General features: G+C 62.8%; 15 protein-coding genes and 2 tRNA genes. 16 read left to right on the top strand and 1 reads right to left on the bottom strand.

Features of this window, described 5'->3' with window-relative positions; translation table 11 throughout:
• Positions 1 to 97: 97 nt before the first annotated feature.
• The 8 genes from ppnN (at position 98) to HDC36_RS06515 (ending at position 9,995) form a co-directional block, all read left to right on the top strand.
• Positions 98 to 1,486 carry a nucleotide 5'-monophosphate nucleosidase PpnN gene (gene ppnN, locus HDC36_RS06550; protein WP_179565428.1) on the top strand — a complete coding sequence of 463 codons (1,389 nt, stop codon included), beginning with the start codon at positions 98 to 100 and terminating at the stop codon, positions 1,484 to 1,486.
• A gap of 164 nt (positions 1,487 to 1,650) precedes the next feature.
• Positions 1,651 to 2,160, top strand: coding sequence for a Tfp pilus assembly protein FimT/FimU (locus HDC36_RS06545; protein WP_179565427.1), 510 nt, complete (start codon positions 1,651 to 1,653; stop codon positions 2,158 to 2,160).
• Positions 2,157 to 2,639 carry a type IV pilus modification protein PilV gene (pilV, locus tag HDC36_RS06540; protein WP_179565426.1) on the top strand — a complete coding sequence of 161 codons (483 nt, stop codon included), beginning with the start codon at positions 2,157 to 2,159 and terminating at the stop codon, positions 2,637 to 2,639. Before HDC36_RS06545 ends, pilV begins: the two co-directional genes overlap by 4 nt.
• Positions 2,640 to 2,674: 35 nt before the next feature.
• On the top strand, positions 2,675 to 3,874 hold the full coding sequence (locus tag HDC36_RS06535) for a PilW family protein (RefSeq protein ID WP_255432599.1): 1,200 nt from the start codon (positions 2,675 to 2,677) through the stop codon (positions 3,872 to 3,874).
• Between the two features lie 3 nt (positions 3,875 to 3,877).
• Positions 3,878 to 4,360, top strand: coding sequence for a PilX N-terminal domain-containing pilus assembly protein (locus HDC36_RS06530; RefSeq protein ID WP_179565422.1), 483 nt, complete (start codon positions 3,878 to 3,880; stop codon positions 4,358 to 4,360).
• Positions 4,361 to 4,370: 10 nt separating this feature from the next.
• Positions 4,371 to 9,353 (top strand): PilC/PilY family type IV pilus protein, encoded by a 4,983-nt coding sequence (locus HDC36_RS06525; protein WP_179565420.1) that lies wholly within the window; start codon positions 4,371 to 4,373, stop codon positions 9,351 to 9,353.
• 35 nt (positions 9,354 to 9,388) lie between these two features.
• Positions 9,389 to 9,829, top strand: a complete 441-nt coding sequence (locus HDC36_RS06520) for a type IV pilin protein (RefSeq protein ID WP_304951827.1) — start codon at positions 9,389 to 9,391, stop codon at positions 9,827 to 9,829.
• Between the two features lie 89 nt (positions 9,830 to 9,918).
• A tRNA-Asn gene (locus HDC36_RS06515) sits at positions 9,919 to 9,995 on the top strand.
• A 41-nt stretch (positions 9,996 to 10,036) separates the two neighbouring features.
• On the opposite strand, the gene HDC36_RS06510 is transcribed toward HDC36_RS06515, so the two are convergent.
• Positions 10,037 to 10,654: a GspH/FimT family pseudopilin gene (locus HDC36_RS06510; RefSeq protein WP_255432598.1), complete on the bottom strand. Its 618-nt coding sequence runs from the start codon at positions 10,652 to 10,654 to the stop codon at positions 10,037 to 10,039.
• A 68-nt stretch (positions 10,655 to 10,722) separates the two neighbouring features.
• On the opposite strand from HDC36_RS06510, the gene uvrB reads away from it, so the two are divergent.
• The 8 genes from uvrB to HDC36_RS06470 all read left to right on the top strand — a co-directional run bounded on the left by uvrB (position 10,723) and on the right by HDC36_RS06470 (position 18,934).
• The gene (uvrB, locus tag HDC36_RS06505) at positions 10,723 to 12,744 is read left to right on the top strand and encodes an excinuclease ABC subunit UvrB (protein WP_179565418.1); all 2,022 of its coding nucleotides are present in this window, start codon (positions 10,723 to 10,725) and stop codon (positions 12,742 to 12,744) included.
• Positions 12,745 to 12,840: 96 nt separating this feature from the next.
• A tRNA-Val gene (locus HDC36_RS06500) sits at positions 12,841 to 12,915 on the top strand.
• 167 nt (positions 12,916 to 13,082) lie between these two features.
• Positions 13,083 to 13,340 (top strand): hypothetical protein, encoded by a 258-nt coding sequence (locus HDC36_RS06495; RefSeq protein ID WP_179565416.1) that lies wholly within the window; start codon positions 13,083 to 13,085, stop codon positions 13,338 to 13,340.
• 35 nt (positions 13,341 to 13,375) lie between these two features.
• Positions 13,376 to 15,049 carry a type IV secretory system conjugative DNA transfer family protein gene (locus HDC36_RS06490; RefSeq protein WP_179565414.1) on the top strand — a complete coding sequence of 558 codons (1,674 nt, stop codon included), beginning with the start codon at positions 13,376 to 13,378 and terminating at the stop codon, positions 15,047 to 15,049.
• Between the two features lie 423 nt (positions 15,050 to 15,472).
• The gene (locus HDC36_RS06485; RefSeq protein WP_179565412.1) at positions 15,473 to 15,901 is read left to right on the top strand and encodes a hypothetical protein; all 429 of its coding nucleotides are present in this window, start codon (positions 15,473 to 15,475) and stop codon (positions 15,899 to 15,901) included.
• Positions 15,902 to 15,963: 62 nt separating this feature from the next.
• The gene (locus tag HDC36_RS06480; RefSeq protein ID WP_179565410.1) at positions 15,964 to 16,980 is read left to right on the top strand and encodes a type IV secretion system protein; all 1,017 of its coding nucleotides are present in this window, start codon (positions 15,964 to 15,966) and stop codon (positions 16,978 to 16,980) included.
• Positions 16,977 to 17,738: a TrbG/VirB9 family P-type conjugative transfer protein gene (locus HDC36_RS06475; protein WP_179565408.1), complete on the top strand. Its 762-nt coding sequence runs from the start codon at positions 16,977 to 16,979 to the stop codon at positions 17,736 to 17,738. The genes HDC36_RS06480 and HDC36_RS06475 overlap by 4 nt, the downstream gene beginning before the upstream one ends.
• Positions 17,735 to 18,934, top strand: a complete 1,200-nt coding sequence (locus tag HDC36_RS06470; RefSeq protein WP_179565406.1) for a TrbI/VirB10 family protein — start codon at positions 17,735 to 17,737, stop codon at positions 18,932 to 18,934. The genes HDC36_RS06475 and HDC36_RS06470 overlap by 4 nt, the downstream gene beginning before the upstream one ends.
• Positions 18,935 to 18,949: the final 15 nt, after the last annotated feature.

Below are 18,949 nucleotides of genomic sequence, written 5' to 3'. Positions count from 1 at the left end.
ACAGCTGCAACAAGAGACGGCCGGGGCAACCCGGCCGTTTTCTTTTGCGGAGGCTGACGCTAAAGTCGCCGTTGACGACAACGACAAGAATTCCGATATGACGACGAGCAATACGGCGGCGCGGGCGCTGCCGGTAGTGGACGCGCGGATCTACCCGCGCGGCGGCCTGGACATCCTTTCGCGCGCCGAAGTGGCACGCCTGCGCGATGCCTCCAGCGGCGGCCTGCACGAACTGCTGCGGCGCTGCGCGCTGGCGGTACTGACCAGCGGCAGCGCCTCCGACGACCCGCGCGCCGCGCGCGATCTCTATCCCGATTTCGACATCCAGGTCGCGCAGCGCGACCGCGGCGTGCGCATCGACCTGCTCAACGCCCCGGCGATGGCGTTCGTGGACGGGGAGATCATCAACGGCGTGGCCGAACTGCTGTTCGCCGTGATCCGCGACCTGGCCTACATGGCCATCGAGCTCGGTCCGGAATCGGCCGCCGACCTCGACTCCAGCGAAGGCATCACCAGCGCCGTGTTCGGCCAGCTGCGCAACGCGCGCATCCTGCAGCCGGCCGATCCGAACCTGGTGGTGTGCTGGGGCGGCCATTCCATTTCGCGCGACGAGTACCTGTACACCAAGCAGGTCGGCTACGAGCTGGGCCTGCGCGGGCTGGACATCTGCACCGGCTGCGGCCCGGGCGCGATGAAGGGGCCGATGAAGGGCGCCACCATCGCCCATGCCAAGCAGCGCAAGCGCGACAACCGCTACATCGGCATCACCGAGCCGGGCATCATCGCCGCCGAGTCGCCGAACCCGATCGTCAACCATCTGGTGATCATGCCGGACATCGAGAAGCGCCTGGAGGCCTTCGTCCGCATCGGCCACGGCATCATCGTGTTTCCCGGCGGTGTCGGCACCGCCGAGGAGATCCTGTACCTGCTCGGCATCCTGCTGCGCGAGGAGAATCGTGGCCTGCCGTTCCCGCTGATCCTGACCGGCCCGACCATCGCCGCGCCGTACTTCGAGCAGATCGACCGGTTCCTGCGCCTGACCCTGGGCGAGGCGGCCACCTCCCGCTACCAGATCATCGTCGGCGACCCGGTCGCGGTGGCGCGCAAGATGGCCGAGGGCATCCAGCAGGTGCGTCTGTACCGCAAGGACCAGAAGGACGCGTTCTACTTCAACTGGTCGGTGGACATCCCGCTGGAGTACCAGCGTCCGTTCGTGCCAAGCCACGAGGCGATGGCCGCGCTCGACCTGCATCACGGGCGCCCGCCGCACGCGTTGGCGGCGGACCTGCGCCGCGCCTTCTCCGGCATCGTCGCCGGCAACGTCAAGGAAGACGGCATGCGCCGCATCGAGGAGTACGGCCCGTTCGAGATCCACGGCGACGCGGACATGATGCAGGCCCTGGATGAACTGCTGCGCGCCTTCGTCGAGCAGCGCCGGATGAAGATTTCCGGTGAGTACCGGCCTTGTTATCGGGTCATGGCCTAGGTCGGCATTCCCGGGCGGGGAGGGCGCCCGGAGGTGGAGGCGGGGTTTGGACCGCGGCGCCTGAAGCGGAGAGCGGCGTCCAGGGGGCGGCCGTCGCTCACCTGGGGCTTGCGGTATGATGCGCCGGGGTTCAGGATTGCGCCATCACTCTGGGGAGAGTCTAGATGTCGTTTCGTCATGCCGGGTTCACGCTAGTGGAACTCGTCGTCACCATTGCCGTGATGGCGGTGGTCATGGCGATCGCATTCCCTAGCTTCCAGAACACCTTGCGCTCCCACCGGGTATCGACGTCGACCAACGACCTCATCTCGCAGATCTCGCTGGCCCGCAGCGAAGGCGTTCGCAGCACCCACGGCGGTGGCGTCTGCGCAAGTGGGGATGGCGCTACCTGCGGTACCGATTGGAGCGCTGGCTGGTTGGCCTGGGCCGATGCCAATGCCAATGGTGCGCTCGATGCCGGCGAGGTCGTATTGCGGTTCTCCAATGGCAGCGGACATGTCGTGGTCACCGGCCCGGGCAGCCCGATCACGTTCGACGCGCGCGGCTTGCGCAGCAGCGCCGGGACCCAGGTGATCGCGTTGCAGCCCGATAGCTGCGGAGGCCAGGCCTTCCGCCGCACGCTGACGATCACGCCCACTGGCCAGGTAAAGACGGTAACGGGTGCCTGCATATGAGCCAGCGCCAGCGTCGGTTGGTCAAGGGCCGGCAAGCGGGATTCACGCTGATCGAAGTGATGATCGCTGTTTTGATCCTGGGGTTCGGACTGCTCGCTTTTGGATTGCTGCAAACCATGAACGTCCGTTTCACCAAGAGCGCACAGCAGCGCACCATCGCCAGCAACCTGGCCTACGAAGTCGTGGACATGATGCGGATGCAGCGCAGCGACTCGGGGCTGTACGCATACAGTGCGATCGACTACGCAAGTTTTACCAGCGTCGCCGAAGGCGACTGCGCGAGCGTGACCGACGCCAGCATCGCGAACAACATCGCGCGCTGGAAGTGCCAGGTGAAAAATTCGCTGCCCGAGGGGGCGGCCGTGGTCCAATTGGCAAGCGACGGCAACGTCACCGTGACCCTGAAGTGGGGTGACGCTCCTTGGGAGACCGAAGCCGCCAAGAAGGTCTCGAGTTTCACGCTGAGGAGCCGGATATGAGGCCGGTGCGCTTCGGGGCGCGGCACGCGCACGGCATGTCGCTGATCGAGTTGATGATCGCATTGCTCATCGGGTTGATCCTGCTGGTCGGGGTGATCCAGGTGTTCGCCGCCTCGCGTGCGTCCTACCAGATCTCGCAGGGCGTCGCGCGCAACCAGGAGAATGGGCGCTTCGCGATGGACTTCCTGTCGCGCGATCTGCGCATGGTCGGTCATGCCGGATGCGTCAACGACCAATCCCTGCTGGCGCAGGATGCATCGGGCGCGATTTCCGGCGGCAATATCCGTTCGCTGTTCATGAGCGGGGCCGACCGGGATGCCAACAGCGTCGCCAATCTGGAATTTCCACTGCGCTTCGACCTCGGCGTACAAGGCTTCGACGCGAATGGAACTGGCCCCGGCGATAGCCTGACACTGCCCGCCACACCCGCTGCGGGTAGCGCGGCGAGTTGGACGCCGGCATTGCCTGGTGTGATCTCTGACCTCAATCCGATCGCCGGCAGCGACATCGTGGTCGTGCGCTATCTCTCCGCGGAGCAGGCGCCGCTGACGGGTTTGACCCTCGGAGCCACGTCCACCTTGCAGTACGCCGCTTCCGATGGAGCGGTGGCGACCCAAGGCTCCGGCCTGTATGCCATCGCCGATTGCAACAGCGCCACCGTCTTCCAAGCTGCATCGGCGCCGACGACGACAGCGATGTCGGTGGCGGTCAGTGGCTTGAACAAATCGAGCTTGAGCTATGTTTCCGGCAACGATGGCGCCCTGTCGTACAAGGCCGGCGGGACGATGCTGTATCGCGCGGAAACGCGCGTTTACTACGTCGCGATGAACGCTGCGGGGACTTCTCCGTCGCTGTATCGCACCCGCTGGACGTCGGTGCCTGGCACCGATGCCATCCAGGCCAGCACCGAGGAAATGGTCGAGGGCGTGGAGTCTTTGCAGTTGCTGTATGGCGAAGACGCCCAAAGCAACTTCTCGCTGCCGCCTTCGGGTCACATCACCAAGATCAATACGGCCGCCACGATCGGCGGCGCAGCCAACTCTGCGCGCTGGCGTCGCGTGGGCGCGGTGCAGATGGCGCTGCTGGTGAGGGACGGGGATTCGGAGAAGTCGCGGACATTGGCGGCTTCCCATTATTCGTTGCTCCAGGTTTCCATGACGCCGCCAAATGACGGTCGCTACAGGTCGGTATATGAAACGACCATCGCGATGCGCAATCGACTTTTCGGGAACTGATCCATGATGGTTCGTCGTCCGTTCTCGCCGGTCTCTCTCCGCTCTCAGCGCGGCGCGGTGCTGTATGTCGCGTTGATCATCCTCATTCTGCTGACCCTGATCGGCATCGTCGGCATGCAGGTGGCGACGATGCAGGAACGCATGTCGTCCAACTACGTGGCTGCGAACCAGGCGTTCCAGAAAGCAGAACGCGGTGTCCGCGATGCGGAAGTGCAAATAGCGGCGAATGCGGCTTACGACTACGAAGACTGCGCCACGCCATTCTCCGCCGAAACCTGGGCCGACAATGCCGACGACGCCCAGGTCGCCGACGTGAGGGTGCGCAACATCAGCCGTTGCACGGGCCAGTGCAGCGCCGCCGCCGCTGCGGACGAGTCGGAAACACTCTGTAACTGGTATCGAATCACTGCGTACAGTCGGGATCAGGATAGCGCTGCGGACTCGTCGTCGTTCGCTGCTGTCGACAGCATCTACATCAAGCCTTAATGGATCTCCGATGAAAATCAAGTACTGGATATTGTTGGGGCTGTTGGGCATTGCGGCATTCATTGTCGGGCGAGCGATCACCGCGCCTGCGGAACTGAATATCTCGCAGCAGCCCTTGTTCTTGCGCAGCTCGTTGCCGCCGCTGAACATGCTGGTGATGGGGCGCGATCACAAGCTGTACTACGAAGCCTACAACGACGCGTCCGATCTCAACGAGGATGGCGTCCTGGATGTGGGCTACAAGCCGGATACCATCAACTACTACGGCTACTACAATTCCAACGTCTGTTATGAGGCGGTGCAGGGGACCGGCGGGCAGTTGTTCCGGCCCGTAAGCCAGGCGACGGGCAGCAACAAGAAGCAGTGCAGCAATCTGTGGAGTGGCGATTTCCTGAACTACGTCACCACCTCGCGCATGGATGCGTTGCGCAAGGTCCTGTTCGGCGGCTATCGCGAGACCGATAGCACCAACGAGACGATTCTGCGCGCGGCGTACATCCCGGAGGATGCGCACAGCTGGGGCAAGGAGTATCAGAGCATCGCCCGGGACGGGTACGACATCAGCAAGTACACGCCCTACGCCGCGCCAGCCAGCGGGCGTTATGTCCTGTTCGCGGTAACGACGCTTTCCGACAACGGCGTCCCCCAGATGCGCGTTCTCAACAATACCCCGTTCCGGATATGGAACTGGGTGTCGATCGAACGCCCGGTGGCCGGCGACGACTGCTTTACTGCCTCCAGTACCAGAGTCAATTGCGTCAACAGTTCGCAGTCTGGCTGGGAAGTCGTGCCGAATGTCGCCTACGCCAATGCCTTGAACATCACCACGTGGCGTGACTCTGTGGGAAGTCCCGGCGACACGGCAGCGATGAATAGTCTGTTCGCTGCCGACAGCACGTCCAATCGTTGTGGGCGGGGCACTGTTGCCACCATCAATACCACCGGGGGCAACAACAATCCTTTCTCCGGTTTCAACAGTTGTACCCAGAACAATTACCACACGCTCATTTCAGGTCAGCTCAACATCACCCAGGCCGGCGACTACCGGTTTGCGGTCAACGGCGACGATGCTGTCGATGTTGCGATCGACAACAACGTGGTCGCTTCCTGGTACGGCGGCCATGGACAGAACAACAGTGCGGACAACCTGAACAGCCACGCGGGGACGGTCTATCTCAGCGTCGGCCTGCATACGGTCACGTTCCGTCACGAAGAAGGCAGCGGCGACGACAACTGGCAGCTGTATTGGTTGCCGCCCGCCAACGCCAACGCGACTGCGATGACCAATTATGCGCTGCGGGTCGAGGCTTGCCCCGCGACTGCCGAATTGCGCGAGGACAATTGCAAGATCTATCCCAGCGGCGGCATCAAGCCGACCGGCATATTGCATGACTACGGCGAAACCGACCGCATGTATTTCGGCTTGCTCACCGGTTCTTATGTGAAGAACATTTCCGGTGGTGTGCTGCGCAAGAACATGGGAAGTTTTTCCGACGAGATAAATCCAAGCACCGGCCAGTACTGCCTGAACGGAAATTGCGGCAACGGGCGCGACGTCAAGGGCGTGGTGCACACCATCAGCACCTTCCGCATGCTGGACTTCAGGTACAGCGACTACACCTATGGCTGCGGCTGGATCACCACGCGCCCGGTGAACGAAGGCGAGTGCTGGATGTGGGGCAATCCGGTCGCCGAAATGATGTACGAGACCTTGCGTTACTTCGGTGGCGCGAAGACGCCGCGCAGCGAATTCGACTATTCCAGTGGTGTCGACAGCTCCACGCTTGGGTTGTCCAAGCCCGCATGGAAGCCGCCTTATGTGGCGGCCCAGGACGGCGGCGGCGGTTATCCGAAGTGCTCCCAGCCGACCATGACGGTGTTGAGCGACATCAACCCTTCCTACGATTACAGTGTGCCCGGTACGCACTGGGGGACGATGAGCTCGAACGGCGATCCGGCGTCTTTGCAGGACCTGAATGTATCGTCTCAGGTCGACCAGATATGGGCTGCAGAAGGAGGGGGCTCGCGAAGCGTGTTCATCGGCGAATCGAACGACGTCACCGACAATGCGCCGACGCCGAAGACGATCAACAATCTCTCTACGGTTCGTGGTCTTTCGCCGGAAGAACCCAGCAAGCAAGGTACCTTCTATTCGGCCGGCGTTGCCCGCTACGGCGCCACCAACTTCATTGGCGGCGAAAAGCACATGCGGACCTACTCCGTTGCGCTTGCGTCGCCGTTGCCGAAGTTCAAGTTCCCCGTGGGCAGCGGCAGCATCACCCTGGTCCCGTTCGCCAAGTCCGTGGCTGGCAGCAGCATCAGCGCGACCAGCAATTTCCAGCCGACCGACCAGATCGTGGACTTCTACGTCCAGAAGGTGGCCAATACCGATGCGGCTGGACGCGATCGCGATACGACTGTCAATGGCGGGCGGCCCTACGCGGAGTTCCGCATCAATTACGAGGATGTCGAGCAGGGCGCCGATCACGACATGGATGCGTTCGTGCTGTACACGCTTGCCGTCAATCAGACGAACCAGTTGGTGGTGACCCTGTCCTCCGAATACGCCGCGGGCGGCATCAGCCAGTACATGGGCTATGTCATCTCCGGGACCACTGCCGATGGCGTCTATCTGGAAGTGAAGGATCAGGGCGGAGACAACGTGGCCTACCGGCTGAACACGCCGCCCGGACGCGCGCCCGGTTACTGCAATACCCAGGCGCCGCCGAACGACTGTGTCGGCTTGCCCTTGAATGCCACGCGCACCTTCGATGTGGGCAACAACGTGGGTGCCGGCCTGCTCGATAGTCCGCTCTGGTACGCGGCGAAGTACGGCACCGATCTCAATCCGGATGCCAACAACGACGGGATCCCGGACAATTACTTCCTGGTGACCAACCCGCTTTACCTGAAGTCGCAGCTCACCAAGACATTCGACGCGATCGAAAATCAGAACGGCAGCAGCGGGACCGTGACCGTGTCGGGCGCACGGGTGTCCTCCAGTTCCTACGTGGTGGCGCCGAGTTACGGAAACTACAACAACGGCTCCGACTGGGTAGGCGATCTGCAGAAGTTCCCGGTGCTGTCGTCGGGCTTGCTGGGAACGGTGCAATGGAGCGCAGCGGCCAAGATGCCGACCGATTCCGCTGGCGTAGCGCAACGCAAGATATACACCGCGCTTTCCAGTGTGAATTCCACCAACCGCGCCAACGTCGTGCGCGAGTTCACCGCACCCAATTTGGTCGCGACGTCGAGCGGCAGTGCGGTGGCGGATGCCTCCGAGATCTTCAATCGCCTCGGTTACACGACTGGCGACATCATCAACAAGTTCGGCGGCAACGTGACGCCAAGCCAGCTCGTCAGCTACCTGCGTGGCGACCAGGCGATGGAAGGGACGGCCAAGAATACGGCGCCATTCCGCAGGCGTTCCAAGATCCTCGGCGATATCGTCAATTCCTCGCCGGTGATCGCGACCAAGCGGGCTAACTACGGTTGGGCAACGGCCACCGGGTTGGTCTCGGCGGCGCGCACGAGCTATGCGGCTTACTTGACGAGTAAGGCGCAGGCGTCGCACGAATACATCTACGCCGGATTCAACGACGGAATGCTGCATGCGTTCAACGACGCCGGCGACGAGGTCTTCGCGTATGTGCCCAATGCCGTGTTGGGGAAGACCGGATTTCTCGCCGACGCCGGACTGGACGGTGGCTCGGGCTATACGCACCGGTTCTACGTGGATGGGCAGTTGACGACGGCCGACGTCTATATGGGCGGGCAATGGAAGACGGTAGTGGTGGGCACCGCCGGCGCCGGCGGCCGCTCGGCGTTCGCGCTGGATGTCAGCAATCCTTCCTCGTTCTCGGCCAGCGACGTTCTCTGGGAGGTCAACGGGCAGAGCGATACGGAGCTCGGCTACGCGATGGGCAAGCCTGTCATCGTGCCGCTGCAGAACGGCAAGTGGGTGGCGCTGATCGGCAATGGCTACAACAGCGTCAACAGCGATCCTGTGTTGTTCGTCGTGGATATCGAGACAGGCGGTGTCCTGGCCAAGTTGCGCCCCAACGACCAGGACGACGTCAACGTCAATGGCCTGGGCAATCTGGTCACGCTCGATACAGACGGCAATGGCCTGGTCGATACCGTTTATGGCGGCGATCTCCAGGGCAACGTCTGGAAGTTCGATCTCAGCGGTGTCAATGCCTCTGACTGGAACGTCGCCTACAACGGCGTTCCGATGTTCGTCGCCCGCGACCTGCATGGCGCGCGGCAGCCGATTACCGGCGAATTCGAAGTGGCGACGGGGCCGGGCAACGGCTACATGCTCTATTTCGGCACCGGGCGCTATTTCGCGGTGGGCGACAACAGCAGCGCGATCGGCCAACAGGTGCAGAGTCTCTATGGCGTTTGGGACAATGGGACGCCAGTGACCGGCAACCGGGATGCTGCGTTGGTCGCGCAGACCATCACCGCGTCGACGTCGGCAACCCGCTCGGTCTCGAGAAACGCAGTCAACTACTTGCAGAGTCGTGGCTGGTACCTGGACCTGCTCACCACCGATACCGCTGGGGTTGCCCAGACCACGGGCGAGCGCTTCTTTGGCCGCCCGCTCATTCAGAGCGGATCGGTGTCGTTCACGGCCTACCAGCCGGAGGCGGCATCGGATTGCAATCCGGGCGGTCAGAATTGGCTCTATCGTCTCAGTCTGCTGACAGGCGCGGCGGCGTATGGCCAGGTGACCTTGCCGGACGGGACGGTGGTGAGTGGAGGGTCGGTCGGCGCCACCGCGACAGGTTCGGGCGCCCCCAGCCGCGGGGTGGCGGTCACGCAGCCGGTTGCCTCGGAGCCGGTGTATTGCGATCCTGCCGATCCGAGTTGCGCTGGCGGCGGCGGATCGCAGCAATGCCAGGAGGTTACGTTGAATCCCAACAAGCCGGAGAATTCCTTGATCTCTCAGCGTTCTTGCGGAAGGCAGTCATGGCGGCAGATCAAATGAATGCGACGACGCCAGCCGCGTCCACCACGGCACGGATGCTGCCGCCGGTGGATCGCATCCAGCGCATGCCACGCGGCGCGCGCGGATTCACCTTGATCGAGCTGATGATCGTGGTTGCGATCATCGCGATTCTTGCGGCGATCGCCTATCCGTCGTACACCGAGTACGTGCGCAAGTCCAGGCGTGCGCAGGCGAAGGCCGACCTGATGGAGCTCACCCAGCAGGCCGAGCGCTTCCGCACGACCGAGAACCGCTACACGGGCTGGGCGCCGAGTTTCGCGCAATCGCCTCGCGACGGGGTCGCGCAGTACTCGCTGTCGGTTTCCGACTTGGCTGCCGGCACGTACACGCTCAAGGCGACACCTGTCGCGGGCTCCCCGCAAGCGAACGACAGATGCGGCATTCTTGCGATCGATCAGTCCGGCAAGAAGTACTCCGGCGCCAGCGGTACTGACTCGAATCCTGATTGCTTCTGAGGCGTGGCACGCACCAGATGCGGGCGCATCCGCTTTGTGAGACGAAGCGCTTGCGCTGCTCCTGGACTTCCTACTACAATGCGACCCCCGCCCGAATAGCTCAGCCGGTTAGAGCACTTGACTGTTAATCAGGGGGTCGTTGGTTCGAGTCCAACTTCGGGCGCCAAAATCCTGCAGAAGCCGCGAGCAATCGCGGCTTTTGTCGTTTCATTCCGGTGCCGTGCATGGCGGTCGCCCTGAGGGCTTGGCCGAACGCACACGCCCGACGTTGTTCACCACCACTTCCGCAAGCAGATGGCCGCGGCTGCATATCCTGACGGTGATATTGCTGCCGGCACTGCGGCCATCGGGAAGAAAGCGAATGGCGCGCCTGCCCCGGCTGGACATCAGCGTCATCGCCCCCGTGGCGGGCAAGCGTTCCTGGCTGAGGATCCTGCTCGCGTTCGCGGGCTGGCCCTGGCGGTCCGGATCGCGATAGACGATCCAGCCTTGGCTCCAATCGCTGTCGTCGCGGCAGCCGCCATCGCCCGATGAGGGGCAGGCGCTCACCGCGCCCCTCGAAGAGATCGCGCTGTTGCGTGCCAGCGCCAATTGCGTGCTGAGGCGGTGGATCGTGGCGGCGGTGCGCTGCCGTTCCAGCAACTCCTGAAAGGCCGGCAAGCCGGTTGCCGCCAGGACACAGATCAGCGCCATCACAGCGGCAAGTTGGAGCAATGTGTAGCCTTGATCGCGGAATTTCTGCATGGATGCCACCCATTCGGCCGGATGGCCGACAGTCTCCGCACAGCGCGCAAGGGCTTGAATGAGAGGGTTCACCGTTCCCATGTAAGGAATCATCCCGGCGGTGCGTCAGCCGAGGCTCGCTCCACTCAAATTCATCTCGAGGCCCGTTCATGTCCGACCGTTTCCAACTCGTATCGCCATACTCGCCGGCCGGCGACCAGCCGCAGGCGATCGAGAAGCTGGTGGCCGGCTTCGAGGCCGGACTGGCCAAGCAGACCCTGCTCGGGGTGACCGGTTCGGGCAAGACCTACACCATCGCCAACGTGGTCGAGGCGATCCAGAAGCCGACCCTGGTGATGGCGCCGAACAAGACCCTGGCGGCGCAGCTGTACGGCGAGTTCAAGGCGTTCTTCCCGAACAACGCGGTCGAGTACTTCGTCAGCTATTACGACTACTACCAGCCGGAGGCCTACGTGCCGTCGTCGGACACCTTCATCGAGAAGGACAGTTCGATCAACGAGCACATCGAGCAGATGCGCCTTGCCGCGACCAAGACGCTGCTGTCGCGCCGCGATGCGCTGGTGGTGGCCACGGTGTCGGCGATCTACGGCCTGGGCGCGCCGGAGGACTACCTGTCGCTGCGCCTGATCCTGTCGATCGGCGAGCACATCGAGCAGCGCCAGCTGATCAAGCACCTGACCGACCTGCAGTACACCCGCAACGAATACGAGCTGCACCGCGGCACGTTTCGCGTGCGTGGCGAAGTCATCGACGTGTTTCCTGCCGAGTCGGACAGCGAGGCGCTGCGCATCGAGCTGTTCGACGGCGACGTCGAGCAGCTGACCCTGTTCGATCCGCTGACCGGCGAGACCCTGCGCAAGCTGCAGCGTTACACGGTCTATCCGAAGACCCACTACGCCACCACCCGCGAGCGCACGCTCAGCGCCGTGGACACGATCAAGATCGAGCTGAAGGAGCGGCTGGAGCAGCTGTACGCGCAGAACAAGCTGGTCGAGGCGCAGCGGCTGGCGCAGCGCACCCAGTTCGACCTGGAGATGATGGCCGAGGTCGGCTACTGCAACGGCATCGAAAACTACTCGCGGCATCTCACCGGCAAGGCCGCGGGCGAGCCGCCGCCGACCCTGTTCGACTACCTGCCGGCCGATGCGCTGCTGGTCGTCGACGAATCCCATGTCACCGTCCCGCAGATCGGCGCGATGTACAAGGGCGACCGCTCGCGCAAAGAGACGTTGGTGGAGTTCGGTTTCCGTCTGCCTTCGGCGCTGGACAACCGGCCGCTGCGCTTCGAGGAATGGGAGGCGCGTTCGCCACGCAGCATCTATGTCTCGGCCACGCCCGGTCCGTACGAACTGCGCGAGTCGGCCGGCGAGATCACCGAACTGGTGGTGCGACCGACCGGACTGATCGATCCGGAAGTGGAGATCCGTCCGGTCGGCACCCAGGTCGACGACCTGCTGTCGGAGATCGGGCTGCGCGTGGCGTTGGGCGATCGCGTGCTGGTCACCACGCTGACCAAGCGCATGGCCGAGAACCTCACTGAGTACCTGGGCGAACACGGGGTCAAGGTGCGCTACCTGCACTCGGACATCGACACGGTCGAGCGCGTGGAGATCATCCGCGACCTGCGCCTGGGCAAGTTCGACGTGCTGGTCGGCATCAACCTGCTGCGCGAGGGCCTGGACATGCCCGAGGTGTCGCTGGTGGCGATCCTGGATGCGGACAAGGAAGGCTTCCTGCGTTCCACCGGTTCGCTGATCCAGACCATCGGCCGCGCCGCCCGCAACCTGCGCGGCAAGGCGATCCTGTACGCGGACCGGATGACCCGCTCGATGCAGGCGGCGATCGACGAGACCGGACGTCGCCGCGAGAAGCAGGTGGAGTACAACCTCGAGCACGGCATCACCCCGAAGTCGGTGGCGCGGCCGATCGTCGACATCCTGGAGGGCGCGCGCGCCGACGGCGCGGTCGAGGCCAAGTCCGGCAAGGGCAAGGGGCGCCGGGTGGCGGAGGAGCCGGCCGACTACCGGATGCTGGAGCCGGCCGAGGTGGCGTCCCGGCTCAAGGCGCTGGAACAGAAGATGTACCAGCACGCCCGCGACCTGGAGTTCGAGGACGCGGCGCGGGTGCGCGACCAGATCAAGAAGCTGCGCGACGCCAGCCTGGTCAGCTAGCCGCACGGCAGCTGGCCTCGTCCTCGCGGCTATTGTTCTTGGCCGCAAGGTGGGCTAAGATTCGCGCCCCTGCAGCGGTATGTCCGCAGCAGCGATGGGCGGTTAGCTCAGCGGTAGAGCACTACCTTGACATGGTAGGGGTCACAGGTTCGAACCCTGTACCGCCCACCACGACATGCAGACGATGCACTCGTGGAACACAACAAGCCGGCACCCGCCGGCTTTTTTGTTGCCTATCGTCCAGCGCAGGGCAGGGCGATCGCGCGCTGGCGGCGGGTGGCCCTGGCGCCCGGCTTGCTTTAGCATCAGGCAGACGATCAGGCGAGGAGGCCGTACGCATGATGGAATATCATCATACGATTCAAGTCAAAGGACGTTACCAGCTGGTGGCGTTGACGCGCGAACCGGAATACAGCCCCGCCAACGTGGTCGGCTACACCGTCACCACCGCGGGTGGCGCGCGCCTGGACTCGCACGACATGTCCTGGGACGAGGCGCGGGTCTGGATGGATACCCTGGTCGAGCAGGACGGCGGCGGCGTCAGCGTCGAAAAAAAGCCGTCGAAGAGCAAGCCGAGCACCCGGCGCCGAAGCTAGAATAGCCGCCAAGGTGCATCAGGGAGGATAGGGGCTTGTCGAATCGTAAGATCGTTGCGGCTGTGGTCGTCGTCGCACTCACTGCCGTTGTCGGCTATTTCCTGTCCGGCTACCTGGTGCTGCTGCTGCTCAAGCTGGATACGCGCCTGTTCGGACTGGGCACCTATTACGAATACGTGCATGCCATCGGCTTGCCGCAGGTCGCGCCCTTCGTCGGCAAGATCAAGTGGGCCGGCTACCTGGGCTTCGGCTTGCCCGGGTTGCTGTGCCTGCTGACGCTGGTAGTGATGTTCAAGCCGCGCAAGCAGGCCTTGCACGGCGACGCCCGTTTCGCCGGTGCCGCCGACCTGGCCAAGCACGGCCTGTTCAAGCAGAGCGGCAACGGCATCGTGGTCGGCAAGTTCCGCGGCAAGCTGGTGCGCCTGAGCGGTCAGCAGTTCGTCATCCTGGCCGCGCCCACCCGTTCCGGCAAGGGCGTCGGCGTGGTGATCCCGAACCTGCTCGAATACCAGGAATCGGTGGTGGTCCTGGACATCAAGCAGGAAAACTTCGACCTCACCAGCGGTTGGCGCGCCAGCCAGGGGCAGGAGGTGTTCCTGTTCAACCCGTTCGCCGAGGACCGACGCACGCATCGCTGGAATCCGCTCAGCTACGTATCCGACGACCCCGCGTTCCGCGTCTCGGACCTGATGAGCATCGCCGCGATGCTGTATCCGGATGGATCGGACGACCAGAAATTCTGGGTCAGCCAGGCGCGCAACGCGTTCATGGCGTTCGCGCTGTACCTGTTCGAGAACTGGGACGACGAACGCAACATCGGCTTCCCGGGCGGCCTGGGCACCCCGACGCTGGGGGCGATCTACCGCCTGTCCTCGGGCGATGGCAGCGACCTGAAGAAATACCTGAAATCGCTGTCGGAACGGCGCTTCCTCAGCAGCAACGCCAAGTCGGCGTTCTCCAACATGCTGTCGCAGGCCGAGGAGACCTTCGCATCGATCCTGGGCACGTTGAAGGAGCCGCTCAATGCCTGGATCAACCCGGTGCTCGACGCGGCCACCAGCGACAACGACTTCCTGCTGACCGACCTGCGCAAAAAGAAGATGACCATCTACATCGGCATCCAGCCCAACAAGCTGGCCGAGAGCCGCCTGATCATCAACCTGTTCTTCAGCCAGATCATCAACCTCAACACCAAGGAACTGCCCAAGAGCAATCCGGCGTTGAAGTACCAATGCCTGCTGCTGATGGACGAGTTCACCGCGATCGGCAAGGTCGACATCATCGCCTCGGCGGTGTCATACATGGCCGGCTACAATGTTCGGCTTCTGCCGATCATCCAGAGCATGGCGCAGCTGGACGCAACCTATGGCAAGGACGTGTCGCGGACCATCATCACGAACCATGCACTGCAGATCCTCTACGCTCCGCGCGAGCAGCAGGACGCCAACGACTACTCGGAGATGCTCGGCTACACCACCTTCCGCAAACAGAATGTGACGCGCGGCAAGGACGTGACCCGCAGCGTGTCGGAAGAGAGGAGGGCGCTGATGCTGCCGCAGGAACTGAAGGCGATGGGGAACGATCACGAGGTGTTCCTGTACGAGGGCATCCCGCATCCGGTGAAGTGCGACAAGATCAAGTACTACAAGGACAGGCACTTCACCGCAAGGCTGAAGCCGAAGGTCAATGTGCCGACACTTTCCTTGTGACATAGGGTGACGTGGTTCGCAAAATTATTGGCAATCTGGCTGGATTGAACGCTTTTTTGCCAAAAGCTTGACGTGAGCATGGCCCTGCGGCACATTCTCGCGATGCTGGTGCGGGGCAATTGGCAATAGGAACAGGGGCGTGGGTTCCCAGGACGCACGCGAGGGTGACATGGAAAGTTTTCTGACAAATTCCGTTTTTCTCGGCGCTGAAAGCCTGTCCTCGGACGTCCTTCGTCTGCAGGAGCGCGTGCGTGCGCCGGATCTACGCGATCCCCGACTCTGTCATCAGGCTCTTGCGCCGACTGTGCATCGCGCCGTGCCGTCCCTGTGGCGAAACCTGCAGTTCTCAGACCGTCGGCCGTTTGCCGGCCGTCCATCAAAAAACGTTTCCGCAATTTAGAGGCTCGCGTGAAAAGAACGCATATGTTTCGGATGATCGCCACTCTGAGCGCCGTTGCGCTGCTGAGCGCCTGTGCCACCAGGCCGGCGCCTGATTTCCGCGGCAGGTGGAAGCCGGTCAACCGGTTCTCCGAGTCGACGATGGAGATCCCGCTGTACTCCTCATACGTGTACCAGGCGGTGCCGATGGACGGCACCCTGAAGACGATGCTCGAGCGCTGGGCCAAGGACTCGAACATGCAGTTGAGCTACAGCATCCAGTCCGACTACACGCTCTATGCGCCGGTAGCCAAGATCAACACCACGAGCATCCAGCAGGCGGTCGCCGAACTCAGCGTGGTCTATGCGCAGGAAGGCGTCACCGTCTCCGCTGCGGGCAACCGCATTCTCGTGCAGCCATCTTCTTCGCTGAGCGGGACTGCGGCGCCGGCCGGCGATGGCAACGCGAAGTGACTTTACTTTCGGAGGCCGTCCATGTGCCTCCGCAGCCACATTACGTAACCTGGTGAAGTCTGATGTTCGGTAAAAAACCAGTTGAGAGCGAAAGCGTCAACAAGGCGGTTGCAAAGGCTGTCAACTACGAGATCAGCATCGCTGATCTGGCGCGGCGCAGCGAGCGCCGCGCGTGGTGGGTCGCGTTCGGCGCGATCGTCATGTGCCTGCTGTTGGGCGGCGGCTATTACTACATGCTGCCGTTGAAGGAGAAGACTCCCTACCTGGTGATGGCCGATGCCTACACCGGCACTGCAACGGTCGCCGTTCTGCAGAACACCGGCGATGTGCGCAACATCACTGCAAGCGAGGCGCTGGCCAGAAGCAATGTGTCGCGCTTCATCACTGCTCGCGAATCCTACGATTTCGAGATGATGGGGCTCAACGACTGGAACACCGTCTTTGCGATGTCGGAGAAAGATGGCGCAGTTGCCAACGAGTATCGGGCGCTGCATGCGCCGAACAATCCATCTGCGCCTTATTTCATCTATGGCAAGGTCAGGTCCATCCGCGTCAACATCCTGAGCATCACCTTGCTGGGTGGTGCCGGCAAGCCCTATACCGGCGCCAATGTCCGCTTCCAGCGCAGCATATACGACAAGAAGTCGGGGCAGACCACGCTGCTGGACAATCGGTTCGCGATCATGGGCTTTCGCTACAACGGCAATCTGGCCATGTCCGATAACCTGCGAGTAGAGAATCCGCTGGGTTTTCAGGTGACTGATTATCGCGTCGACACGGACTATGCCTCGATTCCTGCACCGCCGCCGGCAGCGTTGCAGGCACCGGCAGTGCAGGCGGCACCCGTCGACCAGGCCATGCCGGCAGGCCAGCAACAGGCCATGCCGGGTCAGGTGCCGGGCCAGCCGATGGCGCAACCTGGTGCGCCGGGTGTCAATGGAACGGTCCCCGCTCAGCAGCAGGCTCCGGTAATGAACGCTGCCGGCGTGCCTGTGTATCCGGGCGCACAGCCCGCCCAAGCAGCGCCCGTGCCCAACGCTGCACCTCAGAACAATGGCAATGGAGCGAACGTTAGATGAGTTTCATGACTAAAAACGGCTCGGCGCGTCTGGCGTTGGCGGCCCTGGCTTTGGTTGCGCCGCTCGCGTCCGCTCAAGTTGTCCAGCAATACGAGTACGAAGCGGACAAGATCTACCAGGTGCGTACCGGACTCGGCATTACTACGCAGGTCGAGCTGAGCCCGAACGAAAAGATCCTCGATTACAGCACTGGTTTCACCAGTGGTTGGGAGTTGAGCCGTCGCGAGAACGTCTTCTATCTGAAGCCGAAGAACGTCGACGTCGACACCAATATGATGATCCGCACCGCGACCCATTCCTACATTCTGGAATTGAAGGTCGTGGCGACCGATTGGCAGCGGCTTGAGCAAGCCAAGCAGGCCGGCGTCCAGTACAAGGTGACCTTCGTCTATCCCAAGGACACCAGCTTCGCGGCTGCCAGCGAAGAGGTGAAGGACGAGTCGCAGATCGATACCAGGCTGTCCAAGGACAGGCACTACTACTTCGATTACGACTACTCGACGCGCTCGAAGCAGACCTGGATCGTGCCCAACAGTGTGTATGACGACGGCAAGTTCACCTATATCAAGATGGATCTCACCAGGTTCCCCACCGGCAATTTCCCGGCCGTGTTTGCGCGCGAAAAGGAAAATGACGAGGACTTCTTGGTCAACACGACGGTCGAGGGCAATACGCTGATCGTCCACGGGACCTATCCTTTCCTGGTTGTTCGCCACGGCAAGAACGTTGTCGGCTTGCGTAGGAATAAGCAAAAGTGAACTCAAACATACCTCCGTCTGACGAAAATAACGGCCACAACGAGGGCCAGCTTCCTCGTTCTCCGCAAGGCGGAGATGTGGGCAAGGAAAATCCCTACTTCGCCCGGCAACAGCAAACAGCGGATCCCGACCTCGATGCCAACGAACCGGTTCTGAGGTCCAGCGACCTGCAGAAGCTCAACCGGAAGGCGTTGCTGTTCCTGGGCGGCATCGCGTTGCTGCTGATCGTGGCCATTTTCTGGCTGGTTGGCGGAAGCGACTCGAAAGAGCCGCCGCCGAAGCCGCGCCAGGAGGCCGTGGTGGCGCCTGCGCTTCCGCAGACGGCGCCATTGCCGACGCAACCCGCCGAGCCTGTGCCGTTGGCGCAGGAGCAGAGCCTGCCGCCGCTGCCGCCAATGCCCACCGACAGCGATATCCGTAACGCGCCTGCTGCGCAGCAGGAACGCGGTCCGTCGCTGCTCGAGCGGCGCATGGCGGGGATGCAGGATCCGGCTCAGGTAGGCGGTGGGCAGCAAGGGTTTGGCGGGATCCTGCCTCCTGGCGCGCAGCAGCCCGGCGCCGGCCAGGGACAGGACCAGGAAACCTCGGCGAAGCCGATCGCCAATCCTGACGGCCTGCTGGTGCGCGGCACCTATATCCGCTGCGTGCTCGAGACACGCATCATCAGCGATTTTGCGGGCTTCACCTCCTGCATCATCACCGAGCCGGTGTACTCCATCAACGGCAGGCGTTTGCTGTTGCCGAAGGGCTCCAAGCTGTTGGGTAAATACGATTCGGTCGAACCGACCGGGCCGCGCATGGAGGTCATCTGGGATCGGATCACCACGCCCACGGGTATCGATGTGTCGCTGATGGGGCCTGGTATCGACAACCTCGGCAGCTCAGGCCATCCGGGCCAGTACAACGCGCATTGGGCCAGCCGTATCTCTTCCGCCCTGATGATCAGCATGCTCAGCGATGCGTTCAAATGGGCGGCAGCCGAGCACGGTCCGCAGACCACGACGGTCGGTCTCAACTCCGGCCTGGTGACCGAGCAGCCGTTCGAGAGCAACACGGCGCGCGCGGTGCAGCGCATGGCCGACCAGGCGCTGGAGCGCTCGGGACGCCGTCCTGCGACGGTGACGATCAACCAAGGCACCGTGGTCAGCGTCTATGTCGCCAAAGACGTGGATTTCACTGCCGTGCTCGCCCGCTGATAGCGAAGAGACAAT

The sequence above is a fragment of the Xanthomonas sp. JAI131 genome, from assembly GCF_013410075.1.
GTDB classification, from domain to species: domain Bacteria; phylum Pseudomonadota; class Gammaproteobacteria; order Xanthomonadales; family Xanthomonadaceae; genus Xanthomonas_A; species Xanthomonas_A bonasiae.
This window is presented reverse-complemented; position numbering and strand designations above follow the sequence as displayed.

Bases quoted from the DNA above. Each gene is read 5' to 3' on its own strand.
- ppnN (WP_179565428.1), top strand. From the start codon at position 98: ATGACGACGAGCAATACGGCGGCGCGGGCGCTGCCGGTAGTGGACGCG.
- HDC36_RS06545 (WP_179565427.1), top strand. From the start codon at position 1,651: ATGTCGTTTCGTCATGCCGGGTTCACGCTAGTGGAACTCGTCGTCACC.
- pilV (WP_179565426.1), top strand. From the start codon at position 2,157: ATGAGCCAGCGCCAGCGTCGGTTGGTCAAGGGCCGGCAAGCGGGATTC.
- HDC36_RS06535 (WP_255432599.1), top strand. From the start codon at position 2,675: ATGTCGCTGATCGAGTTGATGATCGCATTGCTCATCGGGTTGATCCTG.
- HDC36_RS06530 (WP_179565422.1), top strand. From the start codon at position 3,878: ATGATGGTTCGTCGTCCGTTCTCGCCGGTCTCTCTCCGCTCTCAGCGC.
- HDC36_RS06525 (WP_179565420.1), top strand. From the start codon at position 4,371: ATGAAAATCAAGTACTGGATATTGTTGGGGCTGTTGGGCATTGCGGCA.
- HDC36_RS06520 (WP_304951827.1), top strand. From the start codon at position 9,389: ATGCTGCCGCCGGTGGATCGCATCCAGCGCATGCCACGCGGCGCGCGC.
- HDC36_RS06510 (WP_255432598.1), bottom strand. From the start codon at position 10,654: ATGGGAACGGTGAACCCTCTCATTCAAGCCCTTGCGCGCTGTGCGGAG.
- uvrB (WP_179565418.1), top strand. From the start codon at position 10,723: ATGTCCGACCGTTTCCAACTCGTATCGCCATACTCGCCGGCCGGCGAC.
- HDC36_RS06495 (WP_179565416.1), top strand. From the start codon at position 13,083: ATGATGGAATATCATCATACGATTCAAGTCAAAGGACGTTACCAGCTG.
- HDC36_RS06485 (WP_179565412.1), top strand. From the start codon at position 15,473: ATGTTTCGGATGATCGCCACTCTGAGCGCCGTTGCGCTGCTGAGCGCC.
- HDC36_RS06480 (WP_179565410.1), top strand. From the start codon at position 15,964: ATGTTCGGTAAAAAACCAGTTGAGAGCGAAAGCGTCAACAAGGCGGTT.
- HDC36_RS06475 (WP_179565408.1), top strand. From the start codon at position 16,977: ATGAGTTTCATGACTAAAAACGGCTCGGCGCGTCTGGCGTTGGCGGCC.